General features: G+C 40.4%; 13 protein-coding genes. All 13 read left to right on the forward strand.

Annotated features, from left to right (window positions below):
- The 13 genes from ABD769_RS13685 to ABD769_RS13745 all read left to right on the forward strand — a co-directional run bounded on the left by ABD769_RS13685 (nt 1) and on the right by ABD769_RS13745 (nt 21,935).
- On the forward strand, nt 1–1,401 hold the full coding sequence (locus ABD769_RS13685; RefSeq protein ID WP_344851981.1) for a glycoside hydrolase family 140 protein: 1,401 nt from the start codon (nt 1–3) through the stop codon (nt 1,399–1,401).
- Between the two features lie 136 nt (nt 1,402–1,537).
- Complete coding sequence (locus ABD769_RS13690; protein ID WP_344851982.1) at nt 1,538–2,473, forward strand: glycoside hydrolase family 43 protein; 936 nt, start codon at nt 1,538–1,540, stop codon at nt 2,471–2,473.
- A gap of 154 nt (nt 2,474–2,627) precedes the next feature.
- Nucleotides 2,628–4,457 carry a six-hairpin glycosidase gene (locus ABD769_RS13695; RefSeq protein ID WP_344851983.1) on the forward strand — a complete coding sequence of 610 codons (1,830 nt, stop codon included), beginning with the start codon at nt 2,628–2,630 and terminating at the stop codon, nt 4,455–4,457.
- A gap of 215 nt (nt 4,458–4,672) precedes the next feature.
- Nucleotides 4,673–6,007 (forward strand): sialate O-acetylesterase, encoded by a 1,335-nt coding sequence (locus tag ABD769_RS13700; protein WP_344851984.1) that lies wholly within the window; start codon nt 4,673–4,675, stop codon nt 6,005–6,007.
- 38 nt (nt 6,008–6,045) lie between these two features.
- The gene (locus ABD769_RS13705; protein WP_344851985.1) at nt 6,046–8,820 is read left to right on the forward strand and encodes a glycoside hydrolase family 2 protein; all 2,775 of its coding nucleotides are present in this window, start codon (nt 6,046–6,048) and stop codon (nt 8,818–8,820) included.
- A 97-nt stretch (nt 8,821–8,917) separates the two neighbouring features.
- Entirely contained in the window at nt 8,918–11,656 is a 2,739-nt protein-coding gene (locus ABD769_RS13710; RefSeq protein ID WP_344851986.1) for an alpha-L-rhamnosidase, read from the forward strand.
- A gap of 114 nt (nt 11,657–11,770) precedes the next feature.
- Entirely contained in the window at nt 11,771–12,427 is a 657-nt protein-coding gene (locus tag ABD769_RS13715; RefSeq protein WP_344851987.1) for a DUF3826 domain-containing protein, read from the forward strand.
- Nucleotides 12,428–12,536: 109 nt separating this feature from the next.
- Nucleotides 12,537–13,664 (forward strand): sialidase family protein, encoded by a 1,128-nt coding sequence (locus ABD769_RS13720; protein ID WP_344851988.1) that lies wholly within the window; start codon nt 12,537–12,539, stop codon nt 13,662–13,664.
- Between the two features lies 1 nt (nt 13,665).
- Nucleotides 13,666–15,204, forward strand: coding sequence for an acetylxylan esterase (locus tag ABD769_RS13725; RefSeq protein WP_344851989.1), 1,539 nt, complete (start codon nt 13,666–13,668; stop codon nt 15,202–15,204).
- A gap of 6 nt (nt 15,205–15,210) precedes the next feature.
- Nucleotides 15,211–16,137, forward strand: a complete 927-nt coding sequence (locus ABD769_RS13730; protein ID WP_344851990.1) for a sugar phosphate isomerase/epimerase family protein — start codon at nt 15,211–15,213, stop codon at nt 16,135–16,137.
- Between the two features lie 217 nt (nt 16,138–16,354).
- Nucleotides 16,355–18,823 carry an L-rhamnose mutarotase gene (locus ABD769_RS13735; protein WP_344851991.1) on the forward strand — a complete coding sequence of 823 codons (2,469 nt, stop codon included), beginning with the start codon at nt 16,355–16,357 and terminating at the stop codon, nt 18,821–18,823.
- A gap of 180 nt (nt 18,824–19,003) precedes the next feature.
- On the forward strand, nt 19,004–20,089 hold the full coding sequence (locus ABD769_RS13740) for a Gfo/Idh/MocA family protein (protein ID WP_344851992.1): 1,086 nt from the start codon (nt 19,004–19,006) through the stop codon (nt 20,087–20,089).
- Between the two features lie 256 nt (nt 20,090–20,345).
- Nucleotides 20,346–21,935, forward strand: coding sequence for an SLC5 family protein (locus ABD769_RS13745; protein WP_344851993.1), 1,590 nt, complete (start codon nt 20,346–20,348; stop codon nt 21,933–21,935).
- Nucleotides 21,936–21,953: the final 18 nt, after the last annotated feature.

Raw genomic sequence — 21,953 nt, forward strand, 5'->3', positions numbered from 1 at the left:
ATGAACTTTAAAACCAAAATATTTTTATTCCTTGCTGTTTCCTGCCTCGCGTTTGGGTGTAAAGAAAAGCCACATTTTGGCGATAAAAGCCTTCTGGTTTCCGAAAATGGCAGATACCTGACCACAGGCGATGGAAAACCTTTCTTTTGGTTGGGCGATACCGGTTGGTTATTGTTCAGCAGGTTAACCCGCGAAGAATCGAATATTTACCTCGAAGACCGTAAACAAAAAGGTTTTAATGTGATCCAGGTAATGTTATTGCACGATGTTCCCTCACGGAATGTGTATTTGGATTCATCAGTTGTTCATGCTGATGTTTCAAAACCAATGCTTACACCTGGCAACAATCCCAAAGATTCTTTAGCTTACGATTACTGGGACCATGTAGATTACATTATCGATCAGGCTGCAGAAAAAGGCCTTTATATGGCTTTAGTTCCGGTTTGGGGCACCAATGTGAAAAACAAAAAAGTAAATAAATCGCAGGCAAAGGTTTATTCGGAGTTTCTGGCAAAACGTTATAAAGATAAATGGAACATCATCTGGTTAAATGGTGGCGACATTAAAGGAAGCGACGGGGCTGATGTTTGGAATACCATTGGCGAAACTTTGAGGGCAAATGATCCCAACCACCTTATCACTTTTCACCCAAGGGGAAGAACAGCCTCATCACAATGGTTCCATAACGCCAAATGGTACGATTTTGATATGGTACAATCTGGTCATCGCCGCTATGATCAGGATACTTCTAAAAACGAAAAACTGCATTACGGAGAAGACAACTGGAAATACATTGAAGCCGATTATAAATTAAAGCCTGTTAAACCAACAATCGATGGCGAACCATCTTACGAGGATATTCCGCAAGGTTTGCATGATACTACACAGCCCCGTTGGACGGATGCCGATGTAAGAAGATATGGTTACTGGTCGGTTTTTGCAGGCGCTTTTGGTTACACTTACGGCCATAATTCGGTGATGCAGATGTACAAAAAGACAGATTTAAAACCTGCTTATGGTCCCAAAGACCAATGGATTACGGCAATTAATGCGCCGGGAGCAAAACAGATGCAGTATTTAAAAGATTTAATGCTGGCACATCCTTATTTCGATCGCGTACCCGACCAAACTTTGGTTGCAGGTAAAAACGGCGAAAAGTACGATCGAATCCTCGCTACAAGAGGAGAAGAATACGCGATGCTCTATACTTATACCGGCCGCAATTTTAGCGTTCAGCTGGGCAAAATTGACGGTGATGAGGTAAAAGCATCCTGGTTTGATCCAAGAACAGGCAAAACCACAAAAATCGGTGAATTTGAAAATAAAGGAATTAAAGAATTTAACCCGCCCGGCGAACCTGCAAATGGAAACGATTGGGTGTTGGTGCTGGAGGAGATATAGGTGCAGGGTGTAGCAAAAGGCGTTTGTCTTATAAAGGATCGTCATCCTGAATTTATTTCAGGCTCTTTTAGCGAGAAACCACCCCAAATCTTCAACTCAGCTCAGACTGACAATTAAACTAAAGAATATAAAAACAGTGTTTAAACCAAAATCCATAACATCATTGCGCTTAGCCATTATTGGCCTGCTTTTGTGCGGATTAAGCTCCTGCACTAAACAAGCCTATTTGTTTACTTCCTTTCACGAACCGGCAAACGAAGGTTTAAGGCTTTTATACAGTTATGATGCTTACCATTGGACAGATTTAAACAAAACCTTTTTAAAACCCGAAGTAGGCACACAAAAAGTGTTGCGCGATCCATCCATCGTGCAAGGGCCTGATGGTATATTCCACCTCGTTTGGACCTGCAGCTGGAAAGGTGATAAAGGCTTCGGTTATGCCAGTTCAAAAGATTTAATCCACTGGAGCGAACAAAAATTTCTTCCGGTAATGGAAAAAGAGCCAAAAACCGTGAATGTCTGGGCACCGGAAATCTTTTACGATGATGAGAAAAAGGAATATGTAATCATTTGGGCATCAACTATTCCATTTCGATTTACTAAAGGGATTGAAGAGGAAGAAAACAACCACCGCATGTACAGCATCACCACTAAAGATTTTGTGACTTTTTCTGAACCCAAACTCTTTTTAGATCCCGGTTTCAGTGTAATTGATGCGGTAATTGTAAAAAGAAAAACTAAAGATTACGTATTGGTTTTGAAAGACAATACCCGTCCGAACAGGAACTTAAAAGTGGCTTTCGCAAAAGATGTTTTAGGTCCTTATGAAAACATTTCTAAAACTTTTAGCCCAAAATTAACGGAAGGACCAACGGTTGTTAAAGTAAAAAACGATTGGCTGATCTATTTTGATGCTTACGGACAAAAGATTTATTCGGCTTATAAAACCGCTGATTTTAAAAATTTTAAAGATGTAACAGCAGAAGTTTCAGTACCAGAAGGACATAAACACGGAACGATTATAAAAGTGAAAAAGAGCGTGATAGAAGGATTGATAGGGAACACACGTTAATACCGCTGTCATCCTGAGGCACGAAGGAACCGCAAGCGATGGAAAACTTGCTTTTAACAAATCACTAAACCATTGGTGGTATGTCAAATTCAGGTAGTGCTAGTCGGTTAGAGATTCTTCGCTGCGCTCAGAATGACAGGAATAAAATTAGAACATGAATACATTTAAAATACTTTGTTTAACCCTGCCATTTGCACTTGTGCTTTCAACCGCGCAGGCGCAGGATACCGTGCGTTACACAGGGAAAACCCTGGTTAATGCCGATTATCATCATGGACAGCTTTCGCCGGTGATGGGCGTACACAGCATCCAGACGTTCAGGGCAAACCGCGAGCATCCTGAACTGGCCGAAAATTTCGGCTGGACTTATAACCATGCGCCGATGCTGGCTTACTGGAATAATAAATTTTACATTGAATATTTAAGTGATCAAGTGGGCGAGAGCATTCCGCCCGGACAAACTTTGATGCAATCTTCAACAGATGGTTATACCTGGACTACACCTGAAGTGGTTTTTCCGATTTACCGTATTCCTGATGGCACTACAAAAGAGGGCAGAACTGATATAGCAAAAGACCTGGATGCCGTGATGCACCAGCGCATGGGCTTTTATGTTTCTACCAAAAACATATTCCTCGTTCTAGGTTTTTATGCCATTAGTTTCGATGCCAAAGACGATCCCAACGATGGGCATGGAATTGGACGGGCAGTAAGGGAAATTCTGCCTGATGGAAAATACGGTCCGATTTATTTTATCCATTACAATCCGGGCTATACGGAAAAAAACACCAAATATCCACTTTATACCAGAAGCAAAAGTAAAGCTTTTATTGAAGCCTGTAATGAATTGTTATCAAATAAGTTAATGACGCAACAATGGAACGAAGAAGCAGATAGAAAAGATCCTTTAATTACTTTACAGAAACAATATAAAGCATTCAGCTACTACCATTTACCCGATGGCAGAGTGGTGGGCTTATGGAAAAATGCCCTAACGGCAATCAGTACCGATAATGGCAAAAGCTGGCCTGAAAGTGCCTTCCGGGCGCCTGGTTTTGTAAACAGCAATGCTAAAATCTGGGGGCAAAAAACTGCTGACGGAAATTATGCAACCGTTTATAATCCTTCAGAATATAGATGGCCTCTAGCCATATCAACCAGTAAAAACGGCCTGGATTATAACAATTTGTTATTAGTAAATGGCGAAATCACTCCGATGCGTTATGGTGGTAATTACAAATCGTACGGTCCGCAATATGTACGTGGCATTGAAGAAGGAAACGGAAAGCCGAAAGACAGCAAATTATGGGTAACCTATAGTATGAACAAAGAAGATATCTGGATTTCTTCGGTTCCTGTACCGGTTAATGATAGGGCAACGCAGCATGTAAATGATGATTTCGGCAAATTATCAAAAGATAGAGCGCTCGAAATGTGGAACATATACAGTCCGCTTTGGGCACCTGTAAAAGTTGAGGATGGAGCTTTAATCTTAAAAGATAAAGATCCCTTTGATTATGCAAAAGCGGAAAGATTGTTCCCTGCATCGAAGAAAATCGTTACTTCTTTTTCCGTTACACCCAAGCAAAATAACTTCGGTTTGCTTGAAATTGAATTACAGGATGCAAAAGGAACCGCTACAGTGCGTTTAACCTTCGATACCGCAGGAACACTTAGTGCAAAGGCCGGAGCGCGTTATAAAAACTTCATGAAATACGAAGCTGGCAAAAATTACGACATCAAATTAAAACTGGATGCCTTTACCCGTTTCTACACCATTACAGTGAATGGAAAAGAAGCATTGACCAGTTTGGCTTTCCAGCCAGTGGCTGATGTTTCGCGTATTGTTTTCCGTACCGGTGATGTTCGCCGTTTTCCTGATGTAGATACCCCGGCCGATCAGACTTATGATTTAAAAAATGCTGGTGAATCAACAAAAGAAGCAGTTTATTCAGTTAAATATTTAAAAACGGAGGGGTTTTGAGGCAGTTTTCAGTTTTAGGTTTAAGGTTTGCAGTTTTTAAGGCGTCCGTCATTGCGAGTCTTCGATTTTTCATCGAAGCGAAGCAATCTATGTGTAAGGCAAAAAAGATTGCTTCGTCGTGCCTCCTCGCAATGACGATAATGACGGGTTTGACCACTTTATTTTGCCTCTCCGCCAATGCCAAAATCCTCCTGCCGCAAATTCTCTCCAGCAATATGGTTTTACAACGTAATAAACCACTTAATATCTGGGGTTATGCTGCCCCGGGGGAGAAAATAAAGGTCGTTTTTGCCAGTCAGAAAAAAGAAACCATAACCGATAAAAATGGAAACTGGTCAGTTGTACTTGCGCCTTTAAAAACGTCATCGAAAGCACAAACCATGACCATTTCAGGTACAAATAAAATTGAATTAACCAATATTTTGGTGGGCGAAGTTTGGTTATGTTCAGGTCAGTCGAACATGGAGTATCAAATGCGTAAGCTGGCTAAAATCCCTAAGCCTAAAAATGAAAAACTGGGTTTCCCTTCTGATGCGGTAGAAAAAGCTAAAAATTCACAAATCAGGATTTTCCTCGTAAACCGCAAGCAGCTAAACAAGCCAGATTCGATTCATAAAAGTTGGGCAGTGGCAGAAGGTTCAGCATTACGTGCTTTTTCGGCTGTAGGCTATTTCTACGCGAAGGAAATTCAGGAGAAATTGGGTGTACCTGTGGGCATGATTTCTTCTTCCGTTTCAGGTAGCGCCATTGAGCCCTGGGTAGCTCTAGAAGCTTTTGCACAGGAAACCTATTTTACAAACCAGAAAGTAAGCAACGATCCCGGAAAGTTTTATACCACCATGATTGAGCCGCTTGCGAAATTCAAAATCCGTGGTTTTTTATGGTATCAGGGCGAAACCAACTGCTTTTTGAATGAAACCATCAGTTATTCCTATAAATTAAAAACATTGGTAAACCTCTGGCGCAAAGCCTGGGGCGAGCAAATGCCTTTTTATTACGTACAAATTGCACCTTACGATTACAGTAAGCAAAAAAGCGATAAGGTGGTATTAACGTCTGATACCGAACCTAACTTTTGGGAGGCTCAGCAACAGGTTTTACGCTTGCCAAATACCGGCATGATTTCCACTTTAGATTTAAATGATAACGGAGGGGATTTGCACCCAACCTATAAATGGGAAGTAGGCAGAAGACTAGCGTTATTGGCTTTGGGTAAAACCTACAACCTAAAAATAGATTTTTCTGGCCCGGTTTACAAAAGTGTTTCTTTTGTTGGGGGCAAGGCAATCCTGGATTTTGATTATTTAAAAACTGATCATTTATCGCCCATCACAGGATTTACAATTGCCGGAAATGATGGAAAATTCATTAATGCAGAGGCTACTATGAAAGATGGAAAAGTTGTTGTTTCAGCAAAAGGGATCGAAAACCCGGTGGCTGTGCGTTACAACTGGACCGAAAATCCAACCGGAAATTTTTACAGTAACGGTTTGCCCGCATTACCTTTCAGAACCGATAATCCTTTAATCAAACAATTTAAAACCAATTAATGAAGCGCAGATTTATACTTTTCTGGTGTTTAATAATAATGATCTGTAGCGTAAAGGCACAGCAAACAGAGAAATTATACCTGTCCGGAACTGGAAACGACAATACCGTTAACTGGGATTTTTTTTGTACAGCAGGAGCGAATTCGGGCAAGTGGACCACTATTCCGGTGCCTTCAAACTGGGAGTTACAGGGTTTTGGTAAATACAATTATGGTTTCAATAAAGAAGAAAATAAAGGTAAGGAACAAGGGCTTTATAAATACACTTTTAAAGTTCCTGCCGGATGGAAAAACAGGAAAATCAACATTGTTTTCGAAGGGTCGATGACTGATACCGAGGTGAAAATAAATGGAAAATCAGCAGGAGAAACGCATCAGGGCTCTTTTTATGTTTTCAGGTACGATATTTCAAAATTAATTAAGCTGGGCGCTGATAATCTACTGGAAGTTACCGTTTCAAAACATTCTGCTAATCCATCAGTAAACAATGCAGAGCGTAAGGCTGATTTCTGGATTTTCGGAGGTATTTTCAGACCGGTTTACCTCGAATCGTTACCTCAAACACATATTAATAGGGTACAAATAGATGCAAAAGCCAATGGAAATTTCGACGCAAAAATCGCTTACACAGGTGATGCCGATAAAGTTGAAGTAGAACTTTTTACAAAAGATGGAAAACGTTTTGGCGATCGGTTTAACACTTCAATAAAAAAAGGAACTCAAAATATTACGCTTGGCCACCAATTTTCTAATCCTGAATTATGGTCAACAGAATTTCCAAATCTTTATACTGCTCAATTTACTTTGATCAAAAATGGAAAGGAAATCCATCAGTTTTCTAAAAAAACAGGTTTCAGAACGGTAGAGGTAAAAGAACGCGATGGTGTTTATATCAACGGTGTAAAAATGAAATTTAAGGGCGTAAACCGTCATTCTTTTTATCCATCATCAGGTCGTACTACAAGTAAAAAAATCAGTATTGCCGATGTGTTATTGATGAAGGAAATGAACATGAATGCCGTTCGGATGTCGCATTATCCTCCTGATGGTCACTTTTTTGATGTTTGTGATTCACTCGGACTATTTGTAATGGACGAACTGGCTGGCTGGCATGGCACTTACGATACACCAACAGGCACCAAATTAATGAAAGAAATGATGTTGAACGATGAAAATCATCCATCGATTATCTTTTGGGCCAATGGAAATGAAGGCGGACATAACCGCGAACTCGACCATCTTTTCGCTGAAGAAGATATACAAAAGCGTCCATTAATCCACCCATGGGAGGTTTTTGGCGGTTTCGAAACCACACATTACCGCGAATTTAATTACGGAATTGGTAATTACGATCATGGACACAACATTTTAATGCCTACCGAATTTCTGCATGGCATGTGGGATGGTGGTCATGGTGCAGGCATTGAAGATTACTGGAATGCCATGTGGAACAATCCGCTTTCTGCAGGTGGTTTTCTTTGGGATTTCGCCGATCAGGGGGTAGTGCGTACTGATAAAAACGGCGAACTGGATACTGATGGAAATCATGGTCCCGACGGGATTGTTGGCCCATACCACGAAAAAGAAGGGAGTTTTTATACCATTAAAGAGGTTTGGAGCCCTGTTTTTGTTGAAAAAAGAGAAATGACCGCTGGATTTGACGGTTCATTCCTGCTCGAAAACCGTTATGCTTTCACCAATCTTAACCAATGTACTTTCAGCTGGAAACTCAAAAAACTAAAAGCAGGTGAGGATGCTGAATTTAAAAGTGGAAAAGCAGATGCGCCTAATATTAAACCTCTTGAAAAAGGAAAATTAAAAATCAATCTTCCTGCAGATTGGAGAAATTTTGATGCACTTTATCTTACTGCAAACGGAGCTGATGGCAAAGAATTATTTACCTGGAGTTTCCCTATTGCTTTGCCAAAAGATGATGCAGAGCAATTGGTGGTTAAAACAGGAGCTTCAAAAGTCATTTTAAAAGAAGATGCCAAAACGTACCAGGTTTCGTCAAACGGTATTGATTTAACATTTGATAAAACAACCGGATTATTACAACAGGCCAAAAATGCAAAAGGTATCATTCCGTTTTCAAATGGTCCGGTTTTACAGGAAGGTGAAAATAATTTTAAAAATTTCACTACTAAAATGGAAAATGGAAACCTGGTGATTTCATCCAAATTTGATAAAAAAGAAAGTTTCAATACCTTAAAATGGACCATTTATCCTTCAGGCTGGTTAAAAATGGAGGTAAATTATTTTCCATCGGCTTACTTTACCACTTTCGTGGGTTTGAATTTTTCTTATCCTGAAACTGACATTAAAGCTGTAGAATATAAAGGCAACGGTCCGTACCGTGTTTGGAAAAACCGGATGAAAGGCACGCAATTTGGTATTTGGAAAAAGGATTATAACAATTCCGCAACCGGCGAAGCACCATGGCAATATCCTGAGTTTAAAGGCTATTATTCGAACATGTACTGGTGCGAATTTATTGGCAAACAGCAATCTTTTAAAGTGGTAACCGATCATGAAGATGTGTTTTTGAGGTTATTTACACCAAAAAAATCAAAAGATACCGAATACGATAACATGAGTCCGACTTTTCCGAACGGTGATATTTCCTTTATGAATGGCATTTCGGCAATTGGCACTAAAACACAGAAACCAGAAACCACCGGACCAATGGGCATGAAACATGTATTTTATGATTTTGATAAAGATGCGACGAGGGCATTAAATATGACTTTGTATTTTGATTTTTCTATCGACGCGTCGTCATTACGAGGAGGCACAACGAAGCAATCTCAATAAAAGAATGATGTAAAAACAAGAAACTTAGCAAAAAAGATTGCTTCAGCTCGCGCAAATCCAGCTTCGCAATGACGAACTAATCTTTAAAGAAAATAGAATGAACATTAAAACCTATATATCGATCATCTGCATTTGCTTACTGCCATTTTCAAAAGTGGTGGCGCAAATCGTTTTGCAGCATACCACCTGTGAGATGCTCGAAAATCCATTGGGAATCGACGTTCAAAAACCAAGGTTCGCCTGGCATATCATTTCCAAAGAGCGTAATGTAATGCAAACCGCATATCAGATCTTAGTTGCTTCATCAGAAGAAAAGTTAAAGGCAAATGATGGCGATTTATGGGATTCAGGAAAAGTAAATTCATCAGAATCGATTCACGTAATTTATAGTGGAAAACCACTCAATAGCAGGCTAAAAGCGTATTGGAAAGTAAAAACCTGGACAACTGCCGGACAAAGCGAGTGGTCGGCAAATAACTATTTTACAATGGGTTTGCTTTATTATAAAGACTGGCCAAAGGGTTGGATCGGCTTCGACAGGGCTTTCCCCTGGGATAACATTAAAACTGATTCTCGTTTATCGGCAAGGTATTTCAGGAAGGAATTTCAGATTACTAAACAGATTAAATCAGCAACAGCCTCAATTATAGGTTTGGGCTTATACCAACTATTTATCAATGGAAAAAAAGTAGGGGAAGATGTGTTATCTCCATCCCCAACCGATTATACCAAAAATGTAAAGTATAATACCTACGATGTAACCAGTTATATCCAAAACGGTAAAAATGCAGTAGGTACAATTTTAGGTAATGGTCGTTTTTTCGCGATGCGCCAAAATGAAAAACCCTATAAAATTAAAACATTCGGTTTTCCGAAAATGCTGATGAACATCAATATTGTGTACACAGATGGAACAACCGCCAACGTTGATACAGATGATAGCTGGAAAGGGACGGCTGATGGACCAATCAGGACCAATAACGAATACGATGGCGAAGAATATGATGCCACAAAAGAGGCTACTGGCTGGAACAAAATTGGTTTCGACGATAGTAAATGGACAAAAGCCGAATTTGTACAGGAACCGACCGGAACCATCGAAGCGCAAATGAACGAAAATATGCGGGTGATGAATACACTAAAACCCGTTTCCATTTCAAAATTAGCTGGCGGAAGGTTTATCCTCGACATGGGACAAAATATGGTAGGCTGGTTGCAGATCAAGGTAAAAGGTGCAAAAGGAAAACAGGTTAAATTGCGTTTTGCAGAATCGTTACAGGAAAACGGAGAGCTTTTTACCGCAAACCTCCGCAATGCCAAATGTACTGATCTCTACACCCTAAAAGGCGGAGAAATGGAAACCTGGGAACCTGCTTTTAGTTATCGGGGATTCAGGTATGTTGAACTTTCAGGGTATGGTTACGAGCCAACTGTAAATGATTTCGTCGGGAAAATGATTTACGACAATATTAAAACGGTTGGAACTTTCGAAACTTCTGATGCCTTAACCAACCAGATTTTTAAAAATGCCTGGTGGGGAATTGCAGGCAGTTACAAAGGCATTCCGGTCGATTGTCCGCAACGTAATGAGCGCATGCCATGGCTGGGCGACAGGGGCGCAGTAGCTTACGGAGAAAATTTCCTATTTGATAATGGCAGGTTTTATGCAAAATGGTTGCAGGATATCCGCAACTCGCAAAAAGAGGATGGCGCCATCCCCGATGTTGCTCCTGCATTCTGGCGGTACTACAGTGATAACATGACCTGGCCCGGGGCAATGCTTTTGGTTACTGAAATGCTTTACAAACAAACCGGCGATATTACTGCGGTGCGTGATAATTACCCGGCAATGAAAAAGTGGCTGGCCTACATGCAGGATCGCTACATGGTTGATTATATCCTGACAAAAGACAGCTACGGCGATTGGTGTATGCCACCAGTTACCATCGAATCCGGAAGAGGAAAGAGTGCCGATAAAAAATATCCTTCTGCGTTAATTTCAACTGCCTATTATTACCATTTTACCCAATTGATGATCCAGTTTGGTAAGGCAATCGATAACGAAGAAGACGTAAAAACCTATCGGATTTTAGGAGATAAAATTAAGGACGCTTTTAACCAGAAATATTATAACGACAAGGGTTATTATGCGGAGAATGCACTAACCGATAATCTTATTCCGCTATACTTCGGAATGGTACCCCAAAATAAAATAGAAACTGTTTTTAAAAATATTACTAATACAGTTGAGATTACTAACAAAGGTCATTTAAGTAATGGTTTGGTCGGCATCCAATGGTTAATGCGCTGTTTAAATGATTACGGCCGGCCAGATCTGGCTTATACCGTAGCTACACAAAAAACTTATCCGGGCTGGGGTTATATGGTCGAAAATGGTGCTACAACAATCTGGGAATTATGGAATGGCAACACCGCAGATCCGAAAATGAATTCGCAAAACCACGTAATGATGCTGGGCGATTTACTGATCTGGTATTATGAAAACCTCGCCGGAATTAAATCAGAAAGTGCTGCTTTCAAAAAGATTGTAATGAAACCAGAAATGATTAATGGCTTAAATTCGGTAAATGCCAGCTACAATTCCGTTTATGGCATGATCAAAAGCAACTACACAAAAACCGGAAATCAGTTTAAATGGAACATCAGCATTCCGGCAAATACATCTGCTTTGGTTTATGTTCCTGCAAATAATAAAAATGAAATTTCAGAAAAGATAAAATCAATTAAAGATTTAAAATTTATAAAAATGGAGCATAACAGGGCCGTTTATGAGATTGGCTCAGGGGATTATGCTTTTGTGGTGGAGAATAAATAAAGATAAAATAGTCGTCATTGCGAGGAGGCACGACGAAGCAATCTCTTTTGCAGAGCAGATTGCTTCGCCTGATGAAAAATCAGGCTCGCAATGACGAAAAAATTAAACACAATTATGAGAAAGCTATTAAAATCATTACTAACAATAACCTTACTGATCAGTTCAGTAAGCGCATTTAGTCAAACCAAAGATGTAGTCATACCCGAGGATATTTTAATCAAAGCAAAAGAGTGGGTTGCAACATTAAATTTAACCGATGCAGCGAAGAAAAACACTGTAGAAAATGTAATCGCAGTTCATTTAACTACTGTTAAAGACTGGCATAACGATCATCCTTCATCAACCGTTCCTGATGGCATAAATCCTGTAACCGGAAACAAATTAAACGACCTCGATAAACAAATTATTGCTGATTCTGCCATGCCAATAACTGTACATCAGGCTTTAATGGATGGATTGAATAAAAATTTATCACCTCAGCAGGTTGAAGCAGTTTTAGATAAATATACTATCGGAAAGGTCGATTTTACGATGAAAGGTTACAAGGCCATCGTTCCGGATTTAACTGCAGATGAAGAAGCTAAAATCCTGTCATTCTTAAAACAGGCACGCGAACAGGCCGTAGATTATAAAAATATGAAAGAAATTTCGGCTATTTTCGAAATCTATAAAACCAAATCAGAACAATTACTCAATAACAACGGACGCAGCTGGAGAGCACTCTATAGTGCTTATACTAAAAAGATAAAAGAAGCTAAAGCAAAACAATAATCGATATCTCGTCATTGCGAGGAGGAACGACGAAGCAATCTTTCTAAATAGGATAGATTGCTTCAGCTGAAGAAAAATCAGCTTCGCAATGACGGAAACTAAAAATAATATGTTCAAGAAAATTTTAACCATATCAATTGTATTATTTGCTTTAACTGCGAATGCGCAGGTAGAAAAGTGGCAAACCGGCATTGTAAAGCAAGAATTTCTGTACGATAAAGCTCCATTTCCATCGTGCCATTCTGCAACCATAGCCGAAACGCCTACAGGTTTGGTGGCTTCGTTTTTTGGGGGAACAAAGGAACGTAATCCTGATGTTGAAATTTACATCAGCCGTTTTGTAGATGGTAAATGGTTAGCGCCGGTTTCGGTGGCTAACGGCGTTCAAACTGAAGGAAAAAGATTACCAACGTGGAATCCTGTTTTATACCAGATTCCGGGTGGCGATTTGTTATTGTTCTACAAAATCGGTCCCAAACCTTCCGAGTGGTGGGGTATGATGAGAACCTCAAAAGATGGTGGTAAAACCTGGTCTGAGGCTACAAAATTACCTGATGGCTATATCGGACCTGTAAAAAATAAACCCGTTTTGTTAAGCAACGGAAACCTTTTTGCACCATCGAGCAAAGAAGGCGACGGGTGGAAAATCCATTTCGAAGTTACCAAGGATAATGGCAAAACCTGGAGAACCGTTGGTCCGCTGCCAGAAAATGGCATTAAAGCCATTCAACCCAGCATTTTACAATATGGAAATGGAAAATTGCAGATTTTAGCCAGAACTGCCAACCGTGCCATTGTAGAATCCTGGTCTAACGATAACGGCGAAACCTGGTCCGCATTAACCAAAACATCTTTGCCAAATAATAATTCAGGAACCGATGCAGTAACCCTGAAAGATGGTCGCCAGGTTTTGGTTTATAACCATGTATTGCCTCCGGGAGATTTAGCAAAAGGACCTCGCACGCCATTAAATGTTTCCATTTCTAAAGATGGCAAAGAATGGTATGCTGCTTTAATATTGGAAGATTCACCAATCAGCCAGTATTCTTACCCTGCGGTTATCCAAACCAGCGATGGCATGCTGCACTTTATTTACACCTGGAGAAGAGAAAAAATCAAGCATGTGGTGGTCGATCCATCAAAGTTAAAGCTAAAGAAAATTAAAAATGGCGTTTGGCCAAAACTGAAAGGTTATACTGCACCCGTGATTACGGAAACTAAAAACGAGGAGGGTTAAGATGATAAATGTTATTAAATACGTTATTTCGTGGTTTTGGCGATCGTCATTGCGAGGAGGTACGACGAAGCAATCTATTTTGCTGGGAGAGATTGCTTCGGCTGATGAAAAATCAGCACTCGCAATGACGGGTAGGGTGTTCAGGTACTTAGCTATATTATTTATTATCTACCTATCTTTTCCAGGTAAGGGCTCCGCCCAAACCCAAAACACCGATAACCTTTATAAAAAACCATTAGTTGATGTCCTTAAAGAGATCCAGACCCGTTTTAAAGTTCAGATCAAATATTCAGAGCCACAGGTAAAAGACAAATGGGTTAACTATGCCGAATGGCGTTTCCGTAGCAACGTGGATGAAACACTAGGCAATGTGCTAACGCCTCTGGATATGAAAGTCAACAAGGAAAAACCCGGAGTTTACAAACTGAAAGAGTACGAATATTACCGTTGGGAAGTTCAGGATGGATGGGCTTATCTCGATAGTTTGGCAACCAAATACCACGATCAGGCGAGCTGGGAAAAACGCAAGGCAGAAATTAAACCCGAACTTTATCAGGCTTTAATGTTATCGCCATTGCCGGCGAAACCAAATTCAAAACCGATTATTACCCCAAAAAGAATTTTCGATGGCTATTCGGTAGAAAATATCGCTTTGGAGATTTTGCCTGGTGTGTGGATCAATGGCTCACTTTATAAGCCTTTAAATGTGAAAGGTAAAATCCCGGTGGTCTTAAGCCCCGATGGGCACTGGGAGAAACAACGCTACAGACCAGATTGCCAGATCCGTTGTGCAACAATAGCCAGGATGGGAGCAATGGCATTTAGTTACGATTTATTTGCCTGGGGCGAATCTATGCTCCAGTTTAAATATGAAGATCATCGCCGCAGTTTGGCACAAACCGTGCAAACCTTGGGTGGCATCCGGATTTTGGATTATTTTTCGTCCCTTAAAGAAACAGATACAGCAAGAATCGGCATTAGTGGCGGCTCTGGTGCCGGAAGTCATTCGATCTTAATGACCGCTATGGACGACAGAATTAAGCTGAGCGCACCGGTGGTGGCGATGTCATCTTATTTTTATGGCGGTTGTCCATGCGAAAGCGGCATGCCCATTCATCAATGTGGCGGTGGAACGGATAATGTAGAATTAGCCGCAATGGCTGCCCCACGACCCCAGTTACTGGTTTCGGACGGTAGCGACTGGACGGCTCACACGCCACAACATGATTTTCCTTATCTGCAAAAAATGTATGCCTATTACGGTGTTCAGGATAAAGTGGAAAATGTTCATTTACCAGAGGAAAAACATGATTTTGGCGTCAATAAACGCATTGCGCTCTACGATTTCCTGATCAAAAACTTTAAGCTCAATGGCGCTGCTGTTAAAGATAAGACGGGAAAATATGACGAGAGCAAAGTAACCATCGAAAAGGAAAATGCGATGTATGTTTTTGGAGATAAAGGCGAAAAACTGCCTAAAAATGCGGTTATGGGTTTTGAAAACCTGGAAAAGTTATTTCCGTTAAACGCAACAAAATAATTGGGTATGCAAATTCAGAACAGGAGAACTTTTATAGGTAAAATGGCCTTGCTAACCGGCGTGTTATTACTTCCCGATCAGTTGCTTTTTGCTGCAGAAAAGAAAAACAGGTATAAAGTTTCGGTAATTGACCTCATGATCCTCAAACGTCAGAAAATTAGCGCTTTACCACTTGCAAAAGAAATTGGCGCAGATGGTTTGGAAATCGATATGGGTGGCTTGGGCGACAGGGAAACCTTCGACAATAAACTGGCTGATCCAAAAATCAGACAGGAATATCTGGATAAAGCCAAAGAACTGAATCTGGAATTCTGCTCACTGGCCATGACCGGCTTTTATGCGCAATCGTTCGCCAAACGCCCAACCTATCAAAAAATGATACAGGATTGCCTCGACACGGCCAAAGCAATGAATATTAAAGTCGTTTTTCTGCCATTGGGCATTCAGGGCGATCTGGTCAAAAATCCTGAACTGCGCGAACCGATTGTAGAAAGGCTGAAAATAGTGGCTAAAATGGCTGCAAAAGCAGGCGTTACTATTGGAATTGAAACTGCTTTGGATGCAACGGGTGAATTGCAATTACTTAAAGATATCGGTTCTAAAAATGTAAAAAGTTATTTTAATTTCTCTAATGCCATTAAAAACGGAAGGGATTTATGCAAGGAGTTGCAAATTTTGGGCAGGAAAAACCTCATTCAGATCCATGCGACCAATGAAGATGGCGTTTGGCTGCAAAACGATCCCAAAATCGATTTAAATAAAGTAAAAGCAACGCTCGATGACATGGGCTGGAGTGGCTGGCTGGTTGTAGAAAGAAGCAGGGATGCAAAACAGCCCACCAACGTAAAATATAACTTCAGCGCCAATACCAGCTACCTGAAATCGGTTTTTCAAAATGATCCGTCATTGCAAGGTACGAAGCAATCTTATTAGTGGCGTTATGGAAATCGAGATAACTAAAAAGATGAAAAGGACAGATACAATAAAATACTCGTTTCCTTGGTTCGTACCTTCACGAACCAAACAATTTAAACTATTTTTCACTTGGTCTGTGTCCTCACAGACCAATCAAGCGAAATTTTATGTGTTGCCTTGTCTCGTCAATCCAAGAACCAAACCGTTTTTAATTCTGGTAATTCTTTTCTCTTTATTGTATCTAAAAGCAGATGCAGCAGATATTTATGTTTCATTAAAGGGTAATGACACTAATGTTGGAACCAAGGAAAAACCTTTGGCTACACTTCATTCCGCCATTAGAAAAGCCAGAGAATTACGTCGGTTAAATGATGTATCCGCTAAAGGAGGAATCAATATCATCATAAACAAAGGTTTTTATCAACTATACGAGCCTGTCGTGCTCCGTCCTGAAGATTCAGGAACCAAAGATAGCCCCACCTTAATTATTGCCGAAGCGAATGAAAAAGTGATTTTAAGTGGCGGGATCAAAATAAAAGGATGGAAAAAACTTACCGGAACTGTTGCGGGTTTGCCGAAAGAAGCCATTGGAAAGGTTTGGGTAAGCAACCCTCCAAATTTCGATGGGAGCGACCTTCAATTTCGCCAGCTTTGGATAAATGGTAAAAAAGCCATTCGGGCAAAAAACTATAACGGAGATGCGATGGGCAGGATTTTATCATGGGACAGCAAAAATCAGACCTGTAAAATCCCGCTTCAGAAGAACATCAATTTGGCTAATATTAAGGGCATGGAAATGCTGATCCATCAATGGTGGGCCATTGCCAATCTGCGTGTAAAATCTGTTAAAATCGAGAAAAATACCGCTGAACTTTCATTTATGCAGCCCGAAAGCAGGATTCAGTCAGAACATCCCTGGCCAGCTCCATGGATTTCAGATAAAACAGGGAATTCTGCTTTTTACCTCAGCAATGCCATTCAGTTTTTAAACGAACCCGGGGAGTGGTTTGAAGACCTGCAAAACCACAAACTTTATTATTGGCCAAAAGCTTCAGAAAACATGGCTAATGCAGAAATTATTGCTCCGGCATTGGAAAATCTTGTCAAAATTGAAGGAACGATAGATCATCCGGTATCTTTTGTGGGTTTTAAGGGAATTTCCTTTGAGCACAGCAGCTGGTTAAGGCCTTCTAAACAAGGTCATGTGCCACATCAGGCCGGCATGTACATGCTCGATGCTTATAAATTAAAACAGTCAGGAACTCCTGATAAGCCAACTTTAGAAAACCAGGCCTGGGTAGGCAGACCAGCTTCAGCGGTTGAAGTGACTTATGCCAACCATACCATTTTCGAATCCTGCCGTTTCGAGCACCTGGCATCAACGGGCCTGGATTTAAAAAAAGGAACTGCAGACAATGAAATCAAGGGGAATTTATTTAAAGATATAGGTGGTTCTGCAATTTTAGTCGGAACATTCTCTGATGAAGCAACCGAAGTTCATCTGCCATATAACCCGTCAGATCAATGTGAAATATCGACCAATGATCAAATTGAAAATAACCTGATCACCGACGTGACTAACGAAGATTGGGGCGCTGTAGGTATAGGAGCAGGTTATGTACGGGAGATTAAGATCCTGCATAACGAAATCAGCGATGTTTCCTATTCCGGCATCAGCATGGGCTGGGGCTGGACGAAAACGCAAAATGCAATGAAAAATAATACCATCAGTGGCAATAAAATCCATCATTACGGCAAACACATGTACGATGTAGCCGGGATTTATACTTTGTCAGCCCAACCAGGATCGTTTATCACCGAAAATGTTGTCGACAGTATTTACAAAGCGCCTTTTGCCCATCTTCCAGACCATTGGTTCTATTTATATACCGATGAAGGTTCGTCTTATTTCACCATTAAAAACAATTGGACACCTGCTGAAAAATACCTTCAAAATGCCAACGGACCAGATAATTTATGGGAAAATAACGGTCCAAAGGTTGAGAAAGGCATTAAGCAAAATGCGGGCCTGGAAAAACCCTTTCAATATTTATTAAGAGAAAAAGCATCCCATTCGGATAGAGAAATAAATCAGGCTGCAGATCAATCTGTGGTTTTTGAACTGATTTTCAAAACGGACCATCTTCCATCAGATCATACTTTAAAAACTTTTGCAAAAGAAAATAATCTTTTGCCGGATGCAATTTACAAATGGAATAACCGAATGGTAATTTATACGTCCAGTTTAAAGGTAGAAAGTTTGCAACAGACTTTAAAACGCTTAAATCCTTCCGAAATCAAACTTTACGATAACTTATTTTACGACTTCAACCGGGAAAAGAACTGTGGAGACAAAGCTGTAGCTGAATGGGAGAACATCATTTTATCGGCTAATCTGGTGAAGGATGAAAAGATGCAAAACGAATACCTCAATTACCATAAAACACAATTTGAGAAATGGCCTGAAATATCAAAGGGCTTTTGCAACGCAGAATTTCAGCGTCTGGCTATTTTTAAAAAAGAAAGGCAATTAATGCTGATCATCAGCATTCCGAAAGGAAAAAAATTAGACGATTTAAATCCGAAAACCACTTTAAACAATCCAAAAGTGGACGAATGGAACGCGATAATGAAAAAATACCAGGAGGGAATTGAGGGTACAAAACCTGATGAAGTTTGGGTGTTTTTTAAACCGGTTGAGTGATCGTACAATGGGGTTGTCATTCTGAACGCAGTGAAGAATCTGTTGGCGATGGAATACGATCAATAATCCTGGCACAAATGGAGAAATTCCGGGCTCGAGCCAGTGCTATTTGGTGAAAGATCCTTCGTACCTCAGGATGACAGAAAAGAAAAGTAAATAAACGCTTATAAAAATAATAACATGTTAAGATTAGGGATTTTAGGTTTAGGAGAGGGCAGAAGCACGATTTCTGCATCATTGGCCAGTAAAAAGTTTAAACTTATCCAGATTTGTGATGCCAATAAAAAGCTTTGCGAAGAACGGGCTTTAGAGTTCGATTTTCAGAACTGGACAACCAATTACCAGGATATGTTAACCAGTGATAAGATCGATATGATTGCGATTTACACGCCGGATCATTTACATTTCGAACATATCAAACTGGCTTTAGAACATGGCAAACATGTGGTATGTACCAAGCCATTTATTGACGACCTGGCCCATGCAAACGAACTTTTAGAACTTGCTAAAAAATCAAGAAAGAAAATTTTTGTCGGACAAAGTTCACGTTTTTTCGAGCCTGCCATGCGCCAGAAAAAAGATTTTGATGCTGGTTTAATCGGCGAACTGATTACCATAGAAAGTCATTACCATGCCGATCACCGCTGGTTTTTAGAAAAAGGATGGTCGCTAAAACAATCTTTTAAATGGTTATATGGCGGTTTAAGTCACCCTGCAGATTTTATCCGCTGGTATTTGCCCGATATTGAAGAGGTAATGGGTTACGGGATGTTAAGCAGCAATGGCTTAAATGCCGGTTTAAAAAATCAGGATACCATGCATTTCATTTTTAAGGCAAAAGATGGCCGGATTGCAAGGGTAAGCGGTGCTTATACCGGGCCAACACAACCCGCAAGCCGCGACAGTGGCATGAGCTGTATCCTCCGCGGTACGGAAGGCGCAAGCCAGGCCGATTACCATGAACTGCGTTATTCCGTTACCACTAAAACAGGCGAAGAAAAGATCATTACCTGGGGTGATGCTACCTTAAAACATTATTTCCGTTTCGAAGGGCAAAGTCACCACGCCGGAGAATATCAAAACTATCTTGAATATTTCGCTGATAGCATAAATAACAATTTTACTGCTTACCCTGATTTAAAAGAGGGAATCGGCACAGTAGCCCTGTTGCAGGCCATGGATAAATCTTTAGAAACTGGTTTACCGGTAAAAATTAATGACATTTTAAAAGCAAATAACATTACAAGGGAATCGATAGGACTGTAAAAGAAATTCGGCAGCAATAAAAAAAGTCGTCATTGCGAGGAGGAACGACGAAGCAATCTTACAACGCTCGCTGTGTGTACAATACATATCCACCCATAGTAGTAAGATTGCTTCGTACCTCGCAATGACGAAAAGTTCTTATGGTTCTTGGCGGACACGAACCATGGCTATTGAACTTAAAAAATCTGTGTTTATCCGTGTTCATCTGTGGCTAAAAACTATTGAAACCGTACAACCAAACTAACCAAATAAACCAATGGGAAACATTGTAGAACGTTTAACCAATTTAGATTACATCATTGTCATCGCATACCTCATTATTCTGATGATAATCGGGTATCGGGCCAGTTTTTCGAAAAAGAAGAACGAAGATGAAACCTTGTTTCTGGCCAATAAATCACTGAACTGGAGCAGCATCGGCTTTAATATGTGGGGTACCAATGTTGGCCCATCCATGTTACTGGCTTTTGCCAGTATCGGTTACAGCACTGGTATTGTGGCCGTCAATTTTGATTGGTATGCCTTTATATTTTTATTCCTGCTGGCCATTGTTTTCGCGCCAAAATACCTCGCCGCAAAGGTGAGCACCATGCCCGAATTTATGGGCAACCGGTATGGCGATTCAACACAGAACATTTTAGCCTGGTATGCGCTGGTTAAAATTTTAATCTCCTGGTTATCACTTGGCTTATTTGCCGGAGGCTTTTTAGTCCGACAGATTTTGGGCATCCCCATGTGGCAATCTGTTACCGTTTTGGTTGCATTTGCAGGTTTATTTACGTTTTTCGGTGGTTTAAAAGCCATTGCAAAAGTGAATGTTTTCCAGATGATTTTATTGATTGCGGTTTCCCTTTCATTAATGCTTTTAGGTTTAAACAAAGTTGGAGGGCTTTCTGCCTTATATGCCAAAACACCTCATCATTTCTGGAATTTAATCCAGCCGGCCAGTGATCCAAAATATCCCTGGTATGCCATTTTATTAGGTTATCCAGTTGCTGCTGTTGCTTTTTTCTGTACCGATCAATCGATGGTGCAATCTGTTCTGGGTGCCAAAAACTTAAAACAGGGGCAACTGGGCGTGAGTTTTATCGGCTGGTTAAAAATCCTTTCCCTGCCTTTATTTATCGGAACAGGAATCCTTTGTTACGTATTATTTCCTGGTTTAAAAGATCCAAACGAAGCATATATGACAATGGTAACCAACCTTTTTCCTCCCGGAATGAATGGTTTGGTAATCGTGGTATTAATTGCCGTTCTGGTAGGTACTATCGGATCATCTTTAAATTCCCTAAGTACCGTTTTCACGATGGATATTTATGTAAAGAAAATCAATCCACAGGCCAGTAATAAGCAGATTATCCGTATTGGCAGGTGGGCCGTGGTAGCAGGCTGCATTTTTGCCGTTATTGTGGTATTGGCGATTGATAATATTAAAGGACTCAATTTATTTGATGTTTTTCAATCCGTTTTAGGTTTTATTGCGCCGCCATTATCGGTGGTATTTTTGTTAACCGTTTTCTGGAAGCGAACCACCCGAAAAGCAGTCAATTTCACGCTATCGGTTGGTTCTATTTTAAGTTTGGGCGTTGGCGTAACTTATCTCTGGATTTTACCTTCAGATCAATACCATTTCTGGCCGCATTATTTAATGCTTTCCTTTTTCATTTTTGCAGGACTTTTGCTGATTGCCATTTTAATTTCCCTGCTGGATCGATCGCCAAGCATCTATACCGTAAATGAAGAACACCAGGCCAATATTGAAAAACCAGCTAAAGCGGTATGGATTTCGTGGACCGCATTGGCCATCGTGATGGTTGCGCTTTACCTCTTCTTTAATGGACATTAAACGGATGCCCGTAATCCA

The organism is Pedobacter jeongneungensis (assembly GCF_039538295.1).
In the GTDB taxonomy this organism is placed as follows: domain Bacteria; phylum Bacteroidota; class Bacteroidia; order Sphingobacteriales; family Sphingobacteriaceae; genus Pedobacter; species Pedobacter jeongneungensis.